This is a genomic window from Aestuariicoccus sp. MJ-SS9 (assembly GCF_032586235.1).
Classification (GTDB): Bacteria; Pseudomonadota; Alphaproteobacteria; order Rhodobacterales; family Rhodobacteraceae; genus Aestuariicoccus.
Map to the genome: position 1 here is coordinate 52601 of NZ_JAWHTD010000005.1, position 18289 is coordinate 70889.

18 protein-coding genes are annotated in these 18289 nt (G+C 67.0%); 6 read left to right on the plus strand and 12 right to left on the minus strand.

Features of this window, described 5'->3' with window-relative positions:
- The first annotated feature begins 33 nt into the window (after window positions 1–33).
- From RXV88_RS05465 to RXV88_RS05475, 3 genes are read left to right on the plus strand one after another with little or no spacing between them, the layout of a single operon-like run.
- Window positions 34–924, plus strand: a complete 891-nt coding sequence (locus RXV88_RS05465) for an ABC transporter permease subunit (protein WP_316291095.1) — start codon at window positions 34–36, stop codon at window positions 922–924.
- 58 nt (window positions 925–982) lie between these two features.
- Window positions 983–1801, plus strand: a complete 819-nt coding sequence (locus tag RXV88_RS05470; RefSeq protein WP_316291096.1) for an ABC transporter permease — start codon at window positions 983–985, stop codon at window positions 1799–1801.
- The gene (locus tag RXV88_RS05475) at window positions 1798–3117 is read left to right on the plus strand and encodes an FAD-binding oxidoreductase (RefSeq protein ID WP_316291097.1); all 1320 of its coding nucleotides are present in this window, start codon (window positions 1798–1800) and stop codon (window positions 3115–3117) included. The genes RXV88_RS05470 and RXV88_RS05475 overlap by 4 nt, the downstream gene beginning before the upstream one ends.
- A 2-nt stretch (window positions 3118–3119) precedes the next feature.
- Here the strand turns inward: RXV88_RS05475 and RXV88_RS05480 are convergent, their stop codons facing one another.
- From RXV88_RS05480 to ilvD, 5 genes are all read right to left on the minus strand, one after another.
- On the minus strand, window positions 3120–4034 hold the full coding sequence (locus RXV88_RS05480) for a DMT family transporter (RefSeq protein ID WP_316291098.1): 915 nt from the start codon (window positions 4032–4034) through the stop codon (window positions 3120–3122).
- Window positions 4035–4110: 76 nt separating this feature from the next.
- A complete protein-coding gene (locus RXV88_RS05485) occupies window positions 4111–4488 on the minus strand; it encodes a hypothetical protein (RefSeq protein WP_316291099.1) in 378 nt (125 codons plus the stop codon).
- A 16-nt stretch (window positions 4489–4504) separates the two neighbouring features.
- A complete protein-coding gene (locus RXV88_RS05490; protein WP_316291207.1) occupies window positions 4505–5278 on the minus strand; it encodes a DUF6478 family protein in 774 nt (257 codons plus the stop codon).
- 62 nt (window positions 5279–5340) lie between these two features.
- A complete protein-coding gene (locus RXV88_RS05495) occupies window positions 5341–6060 on the minus strand; it encodes a dihydroxy-acid dehydratase (protein WP_316291100.1) in 720 nt (239 codons plus the stop codon).
- 1 nt (window position 6061) lies between these two features.
- Window positions 6062–7795: a dihydroxy-acid dehydratase gene (gene ilvD / locus RXV88_RS05500; RefSeq protein ID WP_316291101.1), complete on the minus strand. Its 1734-nt coding sequence runs from the start codon at window positions 7793–7795 to the stop codon at window positions 6062–6064.
- Window positions 7796–8113: 318 nt separating this feature from the next.
- On the opposite strand from ilvD, the gene RXV88_RS05505 reads away from it, so the two are divergent.
- The 3 genes from RXV88_RS05505 to RXV88_RS05515 all read left to right on the plus strand — a co-directional run bounded on the left by RXV88_RS05505 (window position 8114) and on the right by RXV88_RS05515 (window position 11294).
- The gene (locus RXV88_RS05505) at window positions 8114–9004 is read left to right on the plus strand and encodes a CPBP family intramembrane glutamic endopeptidase (protein ID WP_316291102.1); all 891 of its coding nucleotides are present in this window, start codon (window positions 8114–8116) and stop codon (window positions 9002–9004) included.
- An 80-nt stretch (window positions 9005–9084) separates the two neighbouring features.
- Window positions 9085–10023: an acetyl-CoA carboxylase, carboxyltransferase subunit beta gene (gene accD / locus RXV88_RS05510; RefSeq protein ID WP_316291103.1), complete on the plus strand. Its 939-nt coding sequence runs from the start codon at window positions 9085–9087 to the stop codon at window positions 10021–10023.
- Window positions 10020–11294, plus strand: coding sequence for a folylpolyglutamate synthase/dihydrofolate synthase family protein (locus RXV88_RS05515; protein ID WP_316291104.1), 1275 nt, complete (start codon window positions 10020–10022; stop codon window positions 11292–11294). Before accD ends, RXV88_RS05515 begins: the two co-directional genes overlap by 4 nt.
- A gap of 549 nt (window positions 11295–11843) precedes the next feature.
- Here the strand turns inward: RXV88_RS05515 and zapE are convergent.
- The 7 genes from zapE to RXV88_RS05550 form a co-directional block, all read right to left on the minus strand.
- The gene (zapE, locus tag RXV88_RS05520; RefSeq protein WP_316291105.1) at window positions 11844–12908 is read right to left on the minus strand and encodes a cell division protein ZapE; all 1065 of its coding nucleotides are present in this window, start codon (window positions 12906–12908) and stop codon (window positions 11844–11846) included.
- A gap of 64 nt (window positions 12909–12972) precedes the next feature.
- Window positions 12973–13905 (minus strand): alpha/beta hydrolase, encoded by a 933-nt coding sequence (locus tag RXV88_RS05525; protein WP_316291106.1) that lies wholly within the window; start codon window positions 13903–13905, stop codon window positions 12973–12975.
- A gap of 28 nt (window positions 13906–13933) precedes the next feature.
- The gene (locus RXV88_RS05530; RefSeq protein ID WP_316291107.1) at window positions 13934–14554 is read right to left on the minus strand and encodes an HAD family phosphatase; all 621 of its coding nucleotides are present in this window, start codon (window positions 14552–14554) and stop codon (window positions 13934–13936) included.
- A gap of 71 nt (window positions 14555–14625) precedes the next feature.
- Window positions 14626–15075 (minus strand): YaiI/YqxD family protein, encoded by a 450-nt coding sequence (locus RXV88_RS05535; RefSeq protein ID WP_316291108.1) that lies wholly within the window; start codon window positions 15073–15075, stop codon window positions 14626–14628.
- The gene (fghA, locus tag RXV88_RS05540) at window positions 15072–15902 is read right to left on the minus strand and encodes an S-formylglutathione hydrolase (protein ID WP_316291109.1); all 831 of its coding nucleotides are present in this window, start codon (window positions 15900–15902) and stop codon (window positions 15072–15074) included. Before fghA ends, RXV88_RS05535 begins: the two co-directional genes overlap by 4 nt.
- A gap of 56 nt (window positions 15903–15958) precedes the next feature.
- Window positions 15959–16885 (minus strand): AEC family transporter, encoded by a 927-nt coding sequence (locus RXV88_RS05545; protein WP_316291110.1) that lies wholly within the window; start codon window positions 16883–16885, stop codon window positions 15959–15961.
- A 94-nt stretch (window positions 16886–16979) separates the two neighbouring features.
- Window positions 16980–18017 (minus strand): glutathione S-transferase C-terminal domain-containing protein, encoded by a 1038-nt coding sequence (locus RXV88_RS05550; protein WP_316291111.1) that lies wholly within the window; start codon window positions 18015–18017, stop codon window positions 16980–16982.
- Window positions 18018–18289 lie beyond the last annotated feature (272 nt).

The following is an 18289-nucleotide window of genomic DNA, read 5'->3' on the forward strand; positions in this document are numbered from 1 at the left end:
TTTATGGATCGATGAAACAGGGGCGCGGGTCTGATGCGCCGGGCCGTTCTGATCGCCGTACCTTTTGCCTGGCTGCTGGCGCTTTTTCTGGTGCCGTTCCTGATCGTGCTGAAGATCTCGCTTTCGGACGTGGCGCTGGCGCGGCCGCCCTACCTGCCGCAGCTCGATTTCGGTGCCGGCTTGGATGGATTGCGGGAATTCATCGCCGCGCTCGATTTCGAGAATTTCTGGTTCCTGACCACCGACGATCTTTATTGGAAGGCCTATCTCAGCTCGCTTCAGATTGCAGGACTTTCCACCGCTATGACACTGCTGGTGGGCTACCCCATCGCATACGGCATGGCGCGCGCAGCACCAGAGTGGCGGCCGACACTGCTGATGCTTGTGATCCTGCCGTTCTGGACCAGCTTCCTGATCCGCGTTTATTCGTGGATGGGGATCCTGTCGACTGAAGGGTTGCTGAACCAGTTCCTTTTGTGGCTGGGCGTGATCGGCGAACCGCTGACCATCCTCAACACCAACACCGCGGTCTATATCGGCATTGTCTACACCTATCTGCCGTTCATGATCCTGCCGATCTATTCGGCGCTGGAACGTATGGACGATTCGCTGCTGGAGGCGGCCGAGGACCTGGGCTGTTCCCGGATGCAGGCGTTCTGGCTGATCACTGTGCCACTGTCGAAGAACGGCATCGTCGCGGGCTGCTTCCTGGTCTTCATCCCCGCCATCGGGGAATTCGTGATCCCCTCGCTGCTGGGCGGGTCGGGCACGCTGATGATCGGCAAGGTGTTGTGGGAAGAATTTTTCTCCAACCGCGACTGGCCGGTCGCCAGCGCCGTGGCGATCGTCCTTCTGCTGATCCTGATCCTGCCCATCGTGCTGTTCCAGCGCAACGAGCAGAAAGCGCGGGAGGCCGAGGGATGAGCCCGGAATTTTTCAAAAATTCCGGATCGTTTTCTTTGCAAGAAAACGAGGCGCTGGAATGAAACGGTTTTCCTGGTTCAATGCCACCGCGCTGACGTTGGGCTTTGCCTTTCTCTATCTGCCGATGATCATCCTGGTGATCTACAGCTTCAACGCCTCCAAGCTGGTGACGGTCTGGGCCGGGTTCTCGACCAGGTGGTACGGCGAGCTGTTGAGCAACGAGGAATTCCTCGATGCCGCCTGGGTCACGCTGAAGGTGGCAGTGGCTTCGTCGACCCTGGCCACAATCCTGGGCACCATGGCGGCCTATGTGCTGGTGCGGGCCGGGCGCTTTTCCGGGCGAACTCTCTTTTCGGGCATGATCTACGCGCCGCTCGTCATGCCCGAGGTGATCACCGGCCTATCGCTGCTCTTGCTTTTCATCGGCATCGGGCTCGACCGGGGCGTCTTTACCATCGTGCTCGCGCATACGACCTTTTCGATGTGCTACGTGTCCGTCGTGGTTTCGTCGCGGCTGACGACCTTCGACCGGTCGCTGGAGGAAGCCGCGCTCGACTTGGGCGCCTCGCCTTTCGATGCCTTCCGGCTGGTGACCCTGCCGATCATCGCGCCCGCGGTGATTTCGGGTTGGCTACTGGCGTTCACTCTGTCGCTCGACGATCTGGTCATCGCCAGCTTCACCACCGGGCCCTCCGCAACCACCCTGCCGATCAAGATCTTCTCGGCGGTCCGGCTCGGTGTCTCGCCCGAGATCAACGCGCTCTCGACGCTGATGATCGCCGTGGTCACGGTGGGGGTGATCACCGCCTCGCTGGTGTCCAAGCGTGCCGCGGTGGCGCAGGCGCGCGACGAACAGGCCGCCGCGCGGGCGGGATGAAACGCATCTACGAGGCCCCGGCCTATGGCCCGCAGGGGGCCTGTTTCTGGGCCGATACCGTCACCGCGCAGGACTGGCCCGCGCTGACAGGCGACCACCGCACGGACGTCGCGATCATCGGCGGCGGCTTCACCGGGATCAGCGCCGCCCTGCAGCTTGCGCAGGATGGTGTCGGGGTCACCGTGCTCGAGGCCGGGCAGCCGGGCTACGGCGCCTCGGGGCGCAACGGCGGGTTCTGCTGCCTGGGCGGCGCCAAGGCGTCGGCCGGGATGTTGCGGCGGCGGTTCGGGGCTGAGGGTTTGGCAGAGTGGCGGGCCACCGAAAAGGCCGCTATCGAGACCGCCGCCAAGTTGATCGAGGCGCATGACATCACCGCCGACGTCCATTCCGAGGGGGAAACCCTGCTGGCCCATACGCCCCGCGCCTTTGCCGCCATGCGGGCAGAGGCCGATACGATCCGCCAAACTTACGGCGTCACGCCAGAGATCCTTCCGCCGGAAGCATTGCGCCATAACGGGCTGGGCGGGCCGTTCCATGGGGCGGTCACGATCCCGCTGGGCTTTGCCCTGAACCCGCGGAAATACCACGCCGGGCTGGCCCAGGCCGCGCAGTGCGCGAGCGCCCGGCTTTGCGCGCACAGCCCGGTCACCGGGTTGCAGCGCGACGGCGGCTGGCGGTTAGAGACGCCACAGGGCACCGTCACCGCCGACCGGGTGATCCTGGCCACCAACGGCTATTCCTCCGAAGACCTGCCGGACTGGCTGCGTGCGCGCTATCTGCCGGTGCAATCGAGCGTCATCGTCACCCGCCCCATCACCGCCGCGGAACAGGCGGCGCAGGGCTGGACCAGCGGCCAGATGGCCTATGACAGCCGCACTCTGCTGCATTACTTCCGCCTGATGCCGGACGGGCGTTTCCTCTTCGGGATGCGCGGCGGGCTGAGGGCGACGCCAAGCGCACAGGCGGCGATCGACCGCCGTATCCGCGCGGATTTCCACGCCATGTTCCCCGCCTGGCACGAGGTCGAGATCACGCATGAATGGTCGGGGCTCGTTTGCCTGATGCCGGGGCTCACGCCCTTTGCCGGGCCGGTGCCGGATCATCCGGGGCTCTTTGCAGGGCTGGGCTATCACGGCAACGGGGTGGCGATGGCCAGCCATACCGGCCGCATCCTGGCGGATCTGGTGCAGGGCCGGGCGCCGCGCGCGCTCTACCCCGCCGCGATGCGGGCGGTGCCGCGCCGCTTTCCGCTGGGGCGCTACCGCCGGGCGCTGCTGGCCCCGGCCTATTGGGCGGCGGAGACCTTCGATCTTTAAGATCAGCCCTGCGGCGTCATCCCCGGCCGCGCCTGCCCGCGTTTCAGGCCCAGCTGGCGCTCGCGCCAGATGATCACCACGCCGGCCAGGATCACCACGCTCGACCCGGTCAGCATGGGCAGGGTCGGCACCTCGGCAAAGACCACATAGCCGATCAGGATCGCGAACAGGATCGAGGCATAGTCGAACGGCGCCAGCAGCGCCGCCTCGGCGTGGCGGTAGGCCGAGGTGATCAGGATCTGCGCCACCCCGCCGATCAGCCCGGCCCCAACCAGCATCGCCGCCTCTGCCGGGGTCGGCCAGACCCAGCCAAAGGGGATCGTGGCCAGCGAAAACACCGTCGCGGTCAGCGAGAAATAGAACACAATCGCCGAGGTCTGCTCGGTCTGCACCAGCTTGCGGATGTGGATCTGCGCCAGCGCCCGCAGCGTGGCCGACACCAGCACCAGCACCACGCCCAGAACCGCGATACGGTCAGCGCCGGCAGCGCCGAGCCGCGGCCAGAGCACGATCAGCACCCCGACCAGCCCGATCCCCACTGCCGTCAGCCGGAACGCCCGCAGCCGCTCGCCCAGAAGGGCGGCGGCGAAGAGCACCGTCAAGAGCGGCGCAGCATAGCCCAGCGCGGTCACCTCGGGCAGCGGCAACAGCCCCAGCGCGGCAAAGCCGCAGCCCATCGCCGACACGCCGATCACCCCGCGCCAGACATGGCCCAGGGGCCGCTCGGCGCGCAGCCCGGTGGCCAGATCGCCGCGCCAGAGCAGCCAGGCGACGATCACGGGCATGGCAAAGAACGACCGGAAGAACACCGCCTGCCCGGTCGGCACATGGGCGGCGCTCGCCTTGATCAGCGACGCCATGATCACGAACAGAAAAACCGAGGCGAGCTTGAACGCAACGCCGCGCAGCGGGGACATGAGAGGCCTCATTCAGGGTGCCGCGCCACATTGGGCCGGGCGGCGGACAAGGTCAATCGAGTTGCCCGCCCGTGGGCTACATCGTCTCGACGCAATGCCGCCGGAACGCGCGTTTCAGCATGTCGAGCTCGGCCCGCAACAGCGCCATCTCGGCGCGGATGTCGTCGCCCAGCGCCTCGCCCGCGATCAGCGTGAAGCTGTCCAGCACCGCATCGGCATTGGCGTCGAGGATCAGGAAGGTGTGAACCCCGTCGCCCACGGCATCCATCGGCACCGGCACCTCGAGCACCCAGCGCCCGGGGTCCTTGGTTTCGGTCACCGTCACCCCGCGCAGCGGCTGGTCCAGATGGGTCACGGCGATTTCCGGGGCCGGCAGATCCTTGGAAATGGCGGTCAGCAGCCCCTGCCACACGCCTTCCTTGAAACGGGTCTTCGTCAGCGCATAAGCGGTCATCGCGGTCTCCGGTGCATCACAATTCGGCCCGCGGCCGGCGGCTGAAGGTCAGGTCGCGCAGGATCACCTGGTTCATCTGCGGCCCCTCGAAGATCAGGTCCAGCCACATCTTCTCGACCCGTTTCTCGTTCAGCTTGGTGTAGGCCAGGTCGAATTCGACGCAGATGTCCTCTTCGTGCAGTGGCAATTCGCGGACGATCTGTTCGGTGTTCGGCCCGTGCTTGATGTTGAGCCGGGCAAAGATTTCCAGCGGCTTCTCCATCTCGACGATGGTGTCGAAGCGGATCAGATGCTTGCGCCGCAGCCCCTGCGCCGCCTCTTCCGGCAGGTCGATGGCCAGCGACAGGTACGAGCCGTCGAAGCGGAACACATCCATCCGCAGGCCGTAAGCCGCCAGATCGGCCTCGCGCGTGTTGCGCAGCTGGCGCAGGGTCAGCTCGGAATGGGCGCAGTCGTGAAACAGCGTCGCCTCGGTGCCCAGCATCGACTTGGATTCGACCGACGAAAGCCCCGGTACCGGCAGCGGGCCGCACCAGAGCTCGGGCCGCCAGGCCCAGTCGGCATCATGCGGGCGCGGAAAGGCCTGGTTGCCGGGCATAGGCAGGGCAAGACGGCTTTCAGCCTTGTGGATCAGCGTATCGAGATGGAATTTCAGCCGCCGGGCGGTGGCCCGCTGGCGGCGCAGCTCGGGCAGGTCGGCGTCGTCGGCCTGACGCGCGGCCTTGGCCCAGCGGCGCAGCGCGCCGTTCTGGATCAGCCGGTCGATCATCGAATGTGTTTCGCCTGCCATCTGCCCGATCCCGCGCCCCTTGCGCGCCTGCGCGGCCATGCCGGGGCGCGCCGTTTTCAGTGTTATGGCAAATTCTTTTGATTGAATAAACGGGCAAATACGCCGCCGGATGAGGCCTGGGCCTGTTTTTCAACCGGCGCGTCGCCGGGCGCCGGGCTCAGCGCCACGATCCGCCCCTTGACGCGTGTCAGCATCCGCCCGCCCGAAGCCCCCGCAAGGTCGGCGCCCCGAGGCGCATAAAGCGCAAGGCTGACCAGCCGGTCGCCCAGCGCGAAAACCCCGCGCCAATAGCGCGGATCGCCCTCGCTCAGAACCTCTTCTCCGCCGGTGGCCAGATGCGCCATCACAAGGTCGCCGGACCGGTCGCCGCGCAGCAGCGCCGCGTCCGCGTTGCCCGCCAGATCCTCCGGCGCGGGCAGGGCGTCGCCCGTGCCGGGCGCCCCGACCACGATTGTCACGATCACCGGCTCGACATAGGCACCACCCCGGCCGCCGGACAGGATATTGCAGCTGGCCAGCATCGCGAACCCGCTGTCGCGCTGCCGCTTCACGGTCTTGGGATCGACGCAATAGCCCTCCGGCCCCGCCACGACAACGGCGCCGCCGACCAGATCGGCCCGCGCCAGCGGCGGCTTGCGGAACGGCCGCGACAGGAACCCGCCGCCGCCGGCCCGGGCCGCGTCGCCCTGCGTGCTGGCAAGCGCGCCCTCCTCGCCCGTGCCGGCGCAGCCGGCCAGCACGAGGCCCGCCAGCAGCCACGCCACCGCGCGCCGCGCCGCCATCCTAGAGATCCGCGTAGACGTGCTTTTCCTCGGCCGCACCGGGATGGGTGACCGCGCCGCGATAGGTCTCGCCCACCAGCTGCGCGTATTTCCAAAGCGCACCCGAGGCATAGATCGTCTCGCGCGGACCCTGCCAGGCGTCCTTGCGTGCCGCCAGCTCCTCGTCACTGAGATCCACCGACAGCTCGCCAGAGATGGCATCGATCGTGATCACGTCGCCGTCTTTCAGCAGCCCGATGGGCCCGCCATGCGCCGCCTCGGGCCCGACATGGCCAACGCAGAACCCGCGCGTCGCGCCCGAAAAGCGCCCGTCGGTGATCAGCGCGACCTTCTTGCCCATGCCCTGACCCGACAGCGCCGCGGTTGTGGCCAGCATCTCGCGCATGCCGGGCCCGCCAGCGGGGCCCTCGTTGCGGATGACCAGCACCTCGCCCTCCTTGTAGGTGCGCGCCTTGACCGCCTCGAACGCCTCTTCCTCGTTCTCGAAGACACGCGCGGGGCCCGAAAAGACCTGCTCCTCGGCGCTCATGCCCGCGACCTTCACGATGGCGCCCTGCGGCGCGAGGTTGCCTTTCAGGCCCACGACGCCGCCGGTCTTGGTGATCGGCGTCTCGATGGGATAGATCACCTTGCCATCGGCTTCGCGCTCGATCTTGTCCAGCTCCTCGCCGATGCTGTTGCCGCTGGCGGTGACGCAATCCTCGTGGATCAGCCCCGCCTTGCGCAGCTCCTTCATCACCACCGGCACGCCGCCCACCTCATAGAGGTCCTTGGCCACGTATTGCCCGCCGGGCTTGAGGTCGACGAAATAGGGCGTGTCCTTGAAGATCTCGCAGACGTCGTCGAGCAGGAATTCGATCCCCGCCTCATGCGCGATGGCGGGCAGGTGCAGGCCCGCGTTGGTCGACCCGCCGGTGCAGGCCACGACCCGCGCCGCGTTCTCCAGCGATTTGCGGGTGACCACGTCGCGCGCGCGGATGTTATGCGCCAGAAGGTTCATCACCGCGATGCCCGACGCGGTGCCGTAAGCGTCGCGGCTTTCGTACGGCGCGGGCGCGCCCGAGGAATTCATCAGCGCCAGCCCGATCGCCTCGCTGACGCAGGCCATGGTGTTGGCGGTGAACTGGCCGCCGCAGGCCCCCGCCGACGGGCAGGCCACGCGCTCAAGCGCGCGCAGCTCCTCGTCGGAATTCTGCCCCGCCTGATGGCGGCCCACCGCCTCGAACACGTCCTGAACGGTGACGTCGCGGCCCTGGAACCGGCCTGGCATGATCGAACCGCCGTAGATGAAAACCGACGGCACGTTCAGACGCACCATTGCCATCATCATCCCCGGCAGGCTCTTGTCGCAACCCGCCAGCCCGACGATGGCGTCATAGCAATGGCCGCGCATGGTCAGCTCGACCGTGTCGGCAATCGCCTCGCGGCTGGCCAGCGACGACCGCATCCCCTCGTGGCCCATGGCGATGCCATCGGTCACGGTGATCGTGGTGAATTCGCGCGGCGTGCCCGAGGCCTCCTTGACCCCCAGCTTCACCGCCTGCGCCTGCCGGTTCAGCGCGATGTTGCAGGGCGCGGCCTCGTTCCAGCAGGTCGCCACGCCGATCAGAGGCTGATGGATTTCCTCCTCGCTCATGCCCATGGCATAGTAATACGACCGGTGCGGCGCCCGCGCGGGGCCCTCGGTCACATGGCGGCTGGGCAGTTTCGACTTGTCGAACGGACGCTTGAGCATGGCACGCTCCTCCCTGAAAGCTGTTGCCACGGGAATAGCGAAGCGGCCAAGGCCGCACAAGCGCGAAGGCAATGCGCCCCGCCCGCCCCCTTGCGCGCGTCCCCTGCTTCTTCTTGGCGAAAATACTCCCGCCGGAGGCTCCCACCTCCCCCTTCGCACACCCGCCGGGCCCAACGCGCCGCCGTTGACAGAGGCCCCGGCAACACCCGATCATCGCGCCATGACCGCCAACCCAACTTTCCAGTCCCCAGCCAGAGCCTGCCGCCCGACGCCGTCGAGCGTTCGGGGCTTTCCCCGTCACGCCGCGGCGTGCCTCGCATGAGCTACGACAAGTACAAGCCGCTGATCGCCCCGGCCCGCGCGAAAGCGCAGATTTGGCGGCTGGGCGCGGGCATCGCGCTGACCATGCTGGTGATGTTCGGCCTCGGCCGGGGCGTGGTGACGCTGCTGCACATGGTGCTCGGCGACGCGGCGTTCCGGGCGTTCTGGGCCGAGGTGCAGACCGGCATGACACCCGCGGGCCTTCTGTTCCTGCTGTCCAGCATGGGGACCGTAGGGCTGGCGACCATCGTGACCGCGCGGGTGATGCACCGGCGCGGGGCGGGCACGCTCTTTGGCCCCAGACGCGCCTTCTGGGGCCAGTTCCTGCGGGTCGCTTTCGCCATCGCCGCGCTGCAGGCGGCAATGGCCGTGCTGCCACCCTGGCCCAAATTCGACGATCTGCAACCCGGTCTGCCGACCGGGCTCTGGCTGCAGCTGCTGCCGCTCACGCTGATCGCGCTCATGATCCAGACCGGCAGCGAAGAGCTCTTCTTTCGCGGCTACCTGCAATCGCAGCTGGCAGCGCGCTTTTCGCATCCAGGGGTCTGGCTCGTCCTGCCCTCGGCGCTCTTTGCGCTGGGGCATTACGTGCCGACGATCTACGACGAAAACGCTCTTTGGGTCGCGCTCTGGGCCTTCATCTTCGGCGTGACGGCGGCGGACCTGACCGCCCGGTCGGGCACACTGGGGCCGGCGATCGCGCTGCATCTCGTCAACAACTTCATGGCCATCGCGGTCACCGCCCTGCCCGGCGACATGTCGGGCCTCGCCCTCTACCAGCTGCCCTTCGGCGCCCAGGACGCAGAGGCGATGCGCGCGGTGCTTCCGCTCGACCTCGCCACACTGATCGTCAGCTGGCTGGCGGCGCGGCTGGCCTTGCGCGCCTAGGCGGCACGGCGGATTGCAATTCTCAGCGCCGCGGCTTAGATCAGCCACAGCCACAAGACGCGCCGTAAAGGACGCCGCACATGAACTGGATCACCAATTACGTCCGCCCCCGGATCAACTCGATCTTCTCGCGCCGCGAGGTGCCCGAGAACCTCTGGTCCAAATGCGACGATTGCGGCACGATGCTCTTCCACCGCGAAATCAGCGACAATCTCAACGTCTGCTCGAACTGCGGCCACCACATGCACATCACTCCGCGCGACCGGTTTCGCGCGCTGTTCGACGGCGGTGTGTTCAACGAGATCGCCGTCCCCGAACCGCTGGCCGATCCGCTGCATTTCCGCGACCAGAAGAAATACCCCGACCGGATGCGCAGCGCGCAGAAAAGCACCGGCGAGAAAGAGGCGATGCTTGTCGCCGCCGGCGAGATCGGGCGCACGCCCATCGTCGCAGCGGCCCAGGATTTCAGCTTTATGGGCGGGTCCATGGGCATGTATGTGGGCAACGCCATCATTGCCGCCGCCGAAGAGGCGATAAAGCTCGGCCGCCCGCTGATCCTTTTCTCCGCCGCCGGCGGCGCGCGCATGCAGGAGGGGATCCTCAGCCTGATGCAGATGCCGCGCACCACGGTCGCGGTGCAGATGCTCAAAGAGGCCGGCCTGCCTTATATCGTCGTGCTGACCCATCCCACCACCGGCGGGGTGACCGCGTCCTACGCAATGCTGGGCGACGTACAGATCGCCGAGCCCAACGCGCTGATCTGCTTCGCCGGGCCGCGGGTGATCGAACAGACGATCCGCGAACGCCTGCCCGAGGGCTTCCAGCGCGCCGAATACCTGCTCGAGCACGGGATGCTCGACCGCGTCACCGACCGGCGCAAGATGCGCGAAGAGCTGGTCGTGATCTGCCGGATGCTGATGAACATGGCCCCCGCCACCTGGGGCGACCTGCCCCCGCCCGGGCCCGAGACCTCTGACAGCAAGGCGTCGGAACCGGCCGGCAAGACGCCCGGGAAATGACCGCACAAGGCTCGGACCTCATCCTTGAGAGGATGATGGCGCTGCACCCCAAGATCATCGACCTCACGCTCGACCGTGTGTGGCGGCTGCTCGAGGCGCTTGGCAATCCGCAAAACGATCTGCCGCCGGTGATCCACATCGCGGGCACCAATGGCAAGGGCAGCACCCAGGCGATGATCCGCGCCGGGCTCGAGGCGGCGGGGCAGCGCATGCACGCCTATACCTCGCCGCATCTGGCGCGGTTCCACGAACGCATCCGTCTGGCTGGCGAGCTGATCGCCGAGGATCGCCTGACCGCCGTTCTGGACGAATGCTACGCCGCCAACGGCGACGCGCCAATCACCTATTTCGAAATCACCACCTGCGCCGCCCTCCTGGCCATGGCCCGCACCCCGGCCGACTACACCCTGCTCGAGGTGGGCCTCGGCGGTCGGCTCGACGCCACCAATGTGATCGACGCGCCTGTGCTGACGGTGATCACCCCGGTGTCGATGGATCACGAAGGCTTTCTGGGCGACACCCTGGCCAAGATCGCCGGCGAAAAGGCCGGGATCCTCAAACGTGGCGTGACTTGCGTCGTCGCGCCCCAGGCCGACGATGCGCTCGAGGTGATCGAGGCCCGCGCCGCCCGGCTGGGCGCGCCGCTGCTGGTCCACGGCCAGCACTGGCACAGCTATCAGGAACACGGCCGCATGGTGTTCCAGGACGACACCGGCCTTCTGGACCTGCCCCTGCCGAACCTGCCCGGCGCACATCAGATCCAGAACGCGGGCGCGGCGCTGGCGGCTTTGCGGCACCTGGGCTTCGGTCCCGAACCCTGCGCGGCGGCGGTCACGAAAGCCCATTGGCCCGCCCGGATGCAGCGGCTGCGCACGGGGCCGCTCGCCGAGATCGCCAAAGGGGCCGAGCTCTGGCTCGACGGCGGGCACAACCCCGCGGCGGGCCAGGCGCTGGCCGCGTATCTGGCGCAGCTGCCCGCCCGCCCGACCCACCTGATCTGCGGCATGCTCAACACCAAGGATGTGCGCGGCTACCTCACGCCACTGGCGGCGGTGGCCGACGGGCTGACGGCCGTGTCCATCCCCGGAGAGGCCGCCACGCTCCCCGCCGACCAGACCGCCGCCATCGCCAGCGCGGCCGGTCTTGACGCCACCACCGCGCCCGATGTCGCCGCCGCTCTCAGCGCCATCCTCGCCCGGACCCCCGGCGCGCGGGTGCTGATCTGCGGATCGCTCTACCTCGCCGGATCGGTTCTGCGCGAAAACGGCTGAGCGGCAACGACCTGACCGCCACCCCACAACTGCTTCCCCATTGCGCAGCTTCACACCATAGAGGTTGATCCCGTCACAATATGTTGACGCATCGCGAATCACCTGCGTATAACGGGTGAAATCCCGCATCGTGGTGTCGATACATACCGCGCACGGGTCTCTGAGGGACATGAGATGGTCAAGGCAGCTGCCTATTCGGGCGTGACGCGGGGAGCTTCGGCGACCCAGCCGGGACGCGCCGGATGACCCCCCTGCCACCCGCCGCGCCGAACCGTCACGGCGTGACGGCTCCGCTGCGCGTACACACGACATTTTTCAACGCCCCTGCGGGACCGAGCGTCTTCAAAACGACGCCACCCGCGCGAAATTCCGAATTCCCATAACAGGCAGTAAGGCCGACGCGAGCAGCCTTGAGGGTCCTTCGGGACCCTTCTTTTTTCCACGCCACCGCGACAGAAAAAGAACCGCCCCCCTGCTTCTTCTTGGCAAAAATACTCAATCGACGGCGGCCTCTTGGGGCCCCGGCCCGAAGGCACACGACCCGGCGATTCAAACCTCCGCAGACCCCCAGTCGGCCGCCTGCATCTCCCGCAATCGGCTCGCGGTGCGTTCGAATTCAAAACTCCCGGTGCCCTCGATATAAAGACTTTCCGGCACGTCCACCGCCGTCGCGATCACCCGCACCCGCGCCTCGTAAAGCGCGTCGATCAGGGTGACGAAACGCTTGGCCTCGTTAAAGTTCTGCCGGCTGAGGCGGGGGATGTCCTCGATGATCAGCACCCGCACCGCATCGGCCAGCATGAGGTAATCCGCAGGCCCCAGCGCCCGCCCGCAAAGCTCGTAGAACGACGCCCGCGCGACCGCGTTGTGATAGCGCGGCAGTTCCACCTCGCGGCCCTGCACATGCAGGGTCAGGGTCTCTTCGGTGTCATGGGTCAGCTCCGACCAGATCTTCTCGATCTCACCGCGCGCCGCCGCGTCGTTGGGATGGAAATAAACCTGCGCCCCGGCCAGCCGGTCCTGCCGGTGATCGCGGTCCGAGGCCAGCTCGTGCACCACCAACCGCTCTTTCAGCAGCGCAATGAACGGCAGGAAAAGCTGCCGGTTCAGCCCATCCTTGTAAAGATCGTCCGGCACCCGGTTCGATGTGGTGACCACCACGCAGCCCGCATCGAAAAGCTGCTCGAAAAGCCGCCCGACGATCATCGCATCGGTGATGTCGGTGATCTGCATCTCGTCGAAGGCGAGCACCCGGACCGAGTCGCTCACCGATTTCGCCACCGGCTTGATCGGATCCTCGACGCCTTCGCCGCGCAGCCGGTGCATCTCGCGGTGAATTTCTTGCATGAAGGCATGGAAATGCACGCGCCGGGCGGGCACGGTCAGGGTCTCGACGAAAAGATCCATCAGCATGGATTTCCCGCGCCCGACCCCACCCCAGAGGTAGAGCCCCCTGGGCGGCTCGGGCGCGCGGCGGAAAAGACCCTTCTTCACCGGCGCCGCCAGCGCGGCGCGGATACGCTCCAGCTCCGGCAGCGCATCCTCCTGCGCCGCATCGGGCTTCAGCCGGCCTTCGGCCACGCGGGCGCGATATGTCTCGGTTACGCTCTGCATGCCCCCGGATACCGCGACCGGCGGCGTTTGTGTAGCAGGGCGGATGCGGAAAGTGCCACCGGGCTCAGGCGGCGTCGGCGATAATGGCGCGGATCCGGCCGGCAAGCTCTTCGGTATGGGTGAAGACCAGCCCGTGGCCCGCGCCGTCGATCACCTCCTGGCGGACCTTGCGGTTCCACTGGGTCAGCTGACCCATGGCCCGAAGCGGGATCACCGCATCGTCACGCGCCCAGACCGCCGCGACGGGCAGCCCGCTCGCGGCAAGCGTGCGATGCTCCGCCTCGAGCGGATGGCGCAGGATGCCGCGCAGGCTGGACAGCACCGAGCGCACGAACCCGCGCCGTTTCAGCTCGTCGCGCTGGAGGTCCCAGATCCCCGGAACGCTGGTGGGCCCGCCTTCCGTGGCGGCGATGTCGGCCAGCGCCTGACGCGGCCAGAACATGTGAAACGCCCAATCGCCGACAAAGGGCCAGTCGGCAACCCATTTCGCAAGCGGTCCCAATTCATGCCCCATCCCGGCCGGCGCGATCAGGATCAGGCGGCGCAGGCGGTGGTCCTCTTCGGCCGCAAAGGCCGCCGCGATGGCCCCGCCCATGGAATAGCCGATCAGCGTAACCTCTTCGGTCAGCCCCTCCCGGTCCATCAGTTCGCGCAGCTGCGCGGCGTGGAACGCCGCCGTCTGCGCCCCCCGCGGCGCGTCGGAATAGCCGCGCCCATAGAGATCGTAGACCAGAACCCGGAAGCCCATAGCTGCCAGCTCTTCGGCCAGCCCGTCCCAGACCGGCGAAGGCGTCGTCAGCCCGTGCACGCAGAGGGCGACCGGCCCGCGCACGGGACCCAGCCATCGGTAATGGGTCTTGCCGCGGTTGAGATCGGCGAACCGGCCGGGTGCTTCACGGCGCAGCGCATCGTCAACCGGTCTGCGGCGGTATTCCGCCAAGCGCGGCAGCGCCGACAACGCGACCACCAGCGCCAGGAAGACGATCCAGCCGGTCATGGGTCCCCGCACCTGCCGCAGCCGCCGGTCATGCGGCGGCCTGCCCGGTCAGCAGACCATGCGCGGTCAGGCATTCGGCCCAGCCCTGCGGCCCGGTGAACTGATGCGTTTGCCAGCCTCGCGCGGCTGCGGCCGCAATGTTGTCGGCCCGGTCGTCTGTGAACAGCAGCGCTTCCGGCGCCAAGCCGCAATCCGCCTCGACCATGGCGTAGATCTCGGGGTCGGGCTTTATGACCTTCATCTCGCCGCTGATGTAATGCCGGTCGAATTCCGACAGGAACAGATAGCGCGGCACCGCGATCCGCCAGGTGCCGATGCCGAAATTGGTCAGCGCGAAGACCGGCACGCTCTGGCCTCGCAGAGCGCGAAGCAGGCGGACAGAATGCGGGATCTCGGGCGTGGCCAGCTCCAGCCAGCTGTCGTGCCAATGCCGGATCTGCGCGCGCCAGTGGGGGTAGGTTTCGGCGGTGTCGTAGACGATCTGGCGAAAATCGCCGCCCCGGTCGATAGCGTCGTTCATACCGTGCAGATCGACTTCGGCGAACATCGCCCGGCGCAGGTCCGGGCCGTATACCCGGTCATAAAACCGCTCGGGCTGCCACTCGATCAGCACATTGCCGATGTCGAAAATCACCGCCTTTGGCGTCATCGCAAACCTCTCCACCAGCGCCGGAATTTTCCAAAAATTCCGGATCGTTTTCTTTTCAAGAAAACGCGCCCTTACCGCAAAGCGGCGCGCAGTTCCCGCTCAAGCGCGTCCAGAAAACGGGAGCGGTCGGCCTTTGTAAAGCCCTTGCCGCCGCCCTGCCGGAACGGGTCGGCGGCGCGCAGGTCGGCCATCAGATCGCGCATCGCCAACTGCTGGCCGATATTGGCCTCGGTGAACGCCTCGCCGTTGTGCCGCAGCACCCGCGCTCCTGCCCCGACGCATTTCGCCGCCAGCGGAATATCCCCGGTCACCACGACATCGCCCCGGCCCGCCCGTTCGGCGATCCACATATCGGCCACATCCGGCCCGGCATCGACGATCACGTTTTCCACGAGCGGGTTCTGCGAGGGCCGCAGTCCGCCGTTCGACACAACCTTGACCGGCACCTTGTGGCGCGTCGCCACGCGCTCGGCCTCCGCCTTCACCGGGCAGGCGTCGGCGTCGATAAAGAGCGTGGTCAAGCGTAGAGCGCCTCGGCGTGGAAGGCCACGTGATCCTCCATGAGGGTCGAGATGAAGAAATAGCTGTGGTCATAGCCTTTCTGCATCCGGAAGACGCCTTCCTGCCGCCGCGCCGCCATGGCCTCGGCCAGAGCCTCGGGCTTGAGCAGATCGAGGAACTGGTCGCTGCCGCCCTGGTCGATCAGCACCGGGCCATCGAAGCCCACGTCGCGCATCTGCAGCGTCGCGTCGTGCCGCGCCCAGGCGCTTTCGTCATCGCCCAGATACGCCCCCAGCTGCTTGCGGCCCCAATCGCTGACGCTCGGATGCGCGATGGGCGCGAAGGCCGAGACCGACCGGAACCGCCCGGGATGCGCCATCGCCAGCGTCAGCGCGCCATGCCCGCCCATGGAATGACCGGTGATCGCCTGACGCTCGGGGTCGATGGCGAAATGCTCCGCCAGCAGGGCGGGCAGCTCTTCGGCCACGTAGTCCCACATCCGGTAATGCGGCGCCCAGGGGTCTTGTGCGGCGTTCACGTAAAACCCTGCACCCTTGCCCAGATCGTAGCTCTCGTCATCGGCGACATCCTCGCCCCGCGGCGAGGTGTCGGGAAAGACCAGCGCGATCCCATGCTCGGCCGCCCAGCCCTGCGCGCCAGCCTTGGTCATGGCGTTTTCATGCGTGCAGGTCAGGCCCGACAGATACCACAGCACCGGCACCGGGCCATGCGCGGTCTCTTCTGGCAGGAACAGGCCAAAGGTCATGTCGCAATTGCAGGCCGCCGACGCGTGGGAATAGACCCCCTGCACGCCACCGAAACTGCGGTTCTCGGAAATTGTCTTCATGTCGTGCACCTCGCTCTCGCCAATGGGCTAACCCAACGGCGGGGGGCGGGCAAGGCTCAGCCGGTGACCCAGGCGATCACCGCACTGACCGTCACGATGCTGGCGGTGGTCGAAATCAGGATCGAGGCCGACACCCTGTGCGGCGCGATTCCGTAGTGCTGCGCCAGGATAAAGACGTTGCCCGCCACCGGCAAAGCCGCCGCCGACACCACCACAGCCGCCTGGAACGGATTGACCGGGAAGAACAGGAAAGCCGCCAGCCCCACGAAGAGCGGATGCAGGATCAGCTTGCAGAAACTCAGCCATCCCGCGACCACCAGCCGTTCGGCGGATTTGCTGGCCAGCGACGCCCCGATGGCAAAGAGCGCCCCCGGCGTCGCCGCATTGCCCAGGATGGTGACGAATTCGTTGACCACCACCGGCGGCTCCACCCCGCTGGCCGACACGACGAGCCCCAGAGAGATCGAGACGATCATCGGGTTCTTCAAAAGCCCCAGCCCCACCGTCCGCAGGATGCCGAACGACATCCGCCCCTCGGTCGAGCCGGTCACGAGAATCACCAGAAGCGACGAGAACACGATCAGGTCGATGGCCAGCACAAGGATAATCGGCCCCACGGCCTCTTGCCCCAGTAGCAGCGCCAGCATCGGCACGCCCAGAAAGCCGGTGTTGCCGATGGCCGCGCATTGCGCCTCGATCGCGGCAGTGCGCACGCCGATGCCGCGGATGAACGCCACCGCCATGGCGATGCCATAGGTGAACGCCGTGCCCCAGAGATAGGCGGCGGCCAGCCGCGCATCGAAGATCTCGGCAAAGCTCAGGTTGGCGGAAAACCGGAACAACATGGCCGAGAGCGCGAAATAAAAGACGAATTTGGTCAGCCACGCCGTCGCCTCTTCGCTGAAAAACCCCGTCCGTCCGGCACCGTAGCCCAGACCGATCAGCCCGAAGAACGGCACGGTTTTCAGGAAGATTTCCAACATGGGCACTCTGTTAGCAGGGTTTCACGGGGCGTCAATTGCCGGCCTTGGCCAAGCGGTCCGACCGACGGCCGGCAACCGGGGGGCGCGGCCCCGGTTACGTCCTGCCGCCCGGTCCCTGCCGTGCCAGTTCGGGATGAGCGTAGGCATCCGGGTAGGGCATCGGCACCATCGGGCCCAGCGGCACGACCGTATTCCAGGACCGCCCGAAATAGCCCTGGCGGCAGTGGACCAGCGACCCGGCCCCGGCCACCCCGTCAAGCGCATGGACCCGGCACAGCCACCGCCAAAGGTTCTGGTAATCCAGGATATGCGCCCCGTTCAGCTTCATGCGCAGGTAATAGACCGGATCGTGCCGGTAGAGCGTCGGAAAGAGCCGCAGATCGGCTTCGGTAAAGGTGCCGCCGGTCAGGAAGGCGCGGCCGTCCGACAGCAGCTCTTCCAGCGCGCCAAGGGTTTCGAAATAGGCCGCGAACGCCTTGGCATAGACCCCCTGATCCGATGAAAACCCCGCTTTGTAGGCCCCGTTGTTGATCGTGACGTATATTCGCTCGTTCAAGGCCGCGATGGCGGCTTGCTGCCCGGGATCCTCCGGCATCAGCGCCGGGCGGTCCTGGGCGGTGCTGCCCAGAGCCTCGGCATGGGTATCGAGCATCCGAAGGATCTCGGCGCTCTCGTTGTTGACGATCCGGCCCGCGATCTTGTCGTAGAGGACCGGAAGCGATTGCTCGTCGGACCCCTCGCGCCGATAGATTTCCTTGGCCAGCCGCAGGCTATCGCCGGTCCCGGTCTCTGTGGTGCATTCGGGCAAGGGCGCGCCGGTCAGGGACGCCACGCGGCGCGGCGCGAATTCCCAGAGGTTCGGGCCGGCCGGGTCGTCCTCGCCGGTGCGGTTGGGAAAGGCCACGTCCAGCGTGACGCTGTCCTGCAACCCCAGGACCGCGCGCGCCAGGGTCACGCGATGGCACCACGGACAATTCAGCGCCACGAAAAGATGATACCGCCCCGGTTCCGCCGGAAAGTCCGGATCGCCGATGGCGTGCCGGAACCCGCTGACGCCGCGCACGAATTCCCCGCGCGCGCGGCGGCGGGCGGCTTCGGTCTGGTCTTCCTCGGTCGAGACGTCCTTGGTCATCAAGCCTGCCTTTCTGTCGGGGTGGTTCGGACTGCCAGCGCATCCGGCCTGCCGAAAGTTACCGGAACCGGACCTTCGCGAGCCCTGCGGCATTCGTCAATAAGGGCCGGACGGCCTGTGCGGCGCCGACCCCGGTCCGCGGCAAGCGATTCGGCAGGAAGGCGGCGGAAATGTGGAGCGATTGGGGCGGCGTCCGGAAACCGCCCCTGGCGATCCTGCCAGATTGTTGCCGCATCGGGGCCCAAACGGCGCATTGTGGCCAAAACCTGTTG

Coding starts and splice junctions, on each gene's coding strand:
- RXV88_RS05485 (WP_316291099.1), bottom strand. CDS start 4,488: ATGACCGCTTATGCGCTGACGAAGACCCGTTTCAAGGAAGGCGTGTGG.
- RXV88_RS05550 (WP_316291111.1), bottom strand. CDS start 18,017: ATGACCAAGGACGTCTCGACCGAGGAAGACCAGACCGAAGCCGCCCGC.
- RXV88_RS05495 (WP_316291100.1), bottom strand. CDS start 6,060: ATGGCGGCGCGGCGCGCGGTGGCGTGGCTGCTGGCGGGCCTCGTGCTG.
- accD (WP_316291103.1), top strand. CDS start 9,085: ATGAACTGGATCACCAATTACGTCCGCCCCCGGATCAACTCGATCTTC.
- RXV88_RS05545 (WP_316291110.1), bottom strand. CDS start 16,885: ATGTTGGAAATCTTCCTGAAAACCGTGCCGTTCTTCGGGCTGATCGGT.
- RXV88_RS05505 (WP_316291102.1), top strand. CDS start 8,114: ATGAGCTACGACAAGTACAAGCCGCTGATCGCCCCGGCCCGCGCGAAA.
- RXV88_RS05465 (WP_316291095.1), top strand. CDS start 34: ATGCGCCGGGCCGTTCTGATCGCCGTACCTTTTGCCTGGCTGCTGGCG.
- RXV88_RS05525 (WP_316291106.1), bottom strand. CDS start 13,905: ATGACCGGCTGGATCGTCTTCCTGGCGCTGGTGGTCGCGTTGTCGGCG.
- RXV88_RS05475 (WP_316291097.1), top strand. CDS start 1,798: ATGAAACGCATCTACGAGGCCCCGGCCTATGGCCCGCAGGGGGCCTGT.
- zapE (WP_316291105.1), bottom strand. CDS start 12,908: ATGCAGAGCGTAACCGAGACATATCGCGCCCGCGTGGCCGAAGGCCGG.
- fghA (WP_316291109.1), bottom strand. CDS start 15,902: ATGAAGACAATTTCCGAGAACCGCAGTTTCGGTGGCGTGCAGGGGGTC.
- RXV88_RS05530 (WP_316291107.1), bottom strand. CDS start 14,554: ATGACGCCAAAGGCGGTGATTTTCGACATCGGCAATGTGCTGATCGAG.
- RXV88_RS05490 (WP_316291207.1), bottom strand. CDS start 5,278: ATGGCAGGCGAAACACATTCGATGATCGACCGGCTGATCCAGAACGGC.
- RXV88_RS05480 (WP_316291098.1), bottom strand. CDS start 4,034: ATGTCCCCGCTGCGCGGCGTTGCGTTCAAGCTCGCCTCGGTTTTTCTG.
- RXV88_RS05515 (WP_316291104.1), top strand. CDS start 10,020: ATGACCGCACAAGGCTCGGACCTCATCCTTGAGAGGATGATGGCGCTG.
- RXV88_RS05470 (WP_316291096.1), top strand. CDS start 983: ATGAAACGGTTTTCCTGGTTCAATGCCACCGCGCTGACGTTGGGCTTT.
- ilvD (WP_316291101.1), bottom strand. CDS start 7,795: ATGCTCAAGCGTCCGTTCGACAAGTCGAAACTGCCCAGCCGCCATGTG.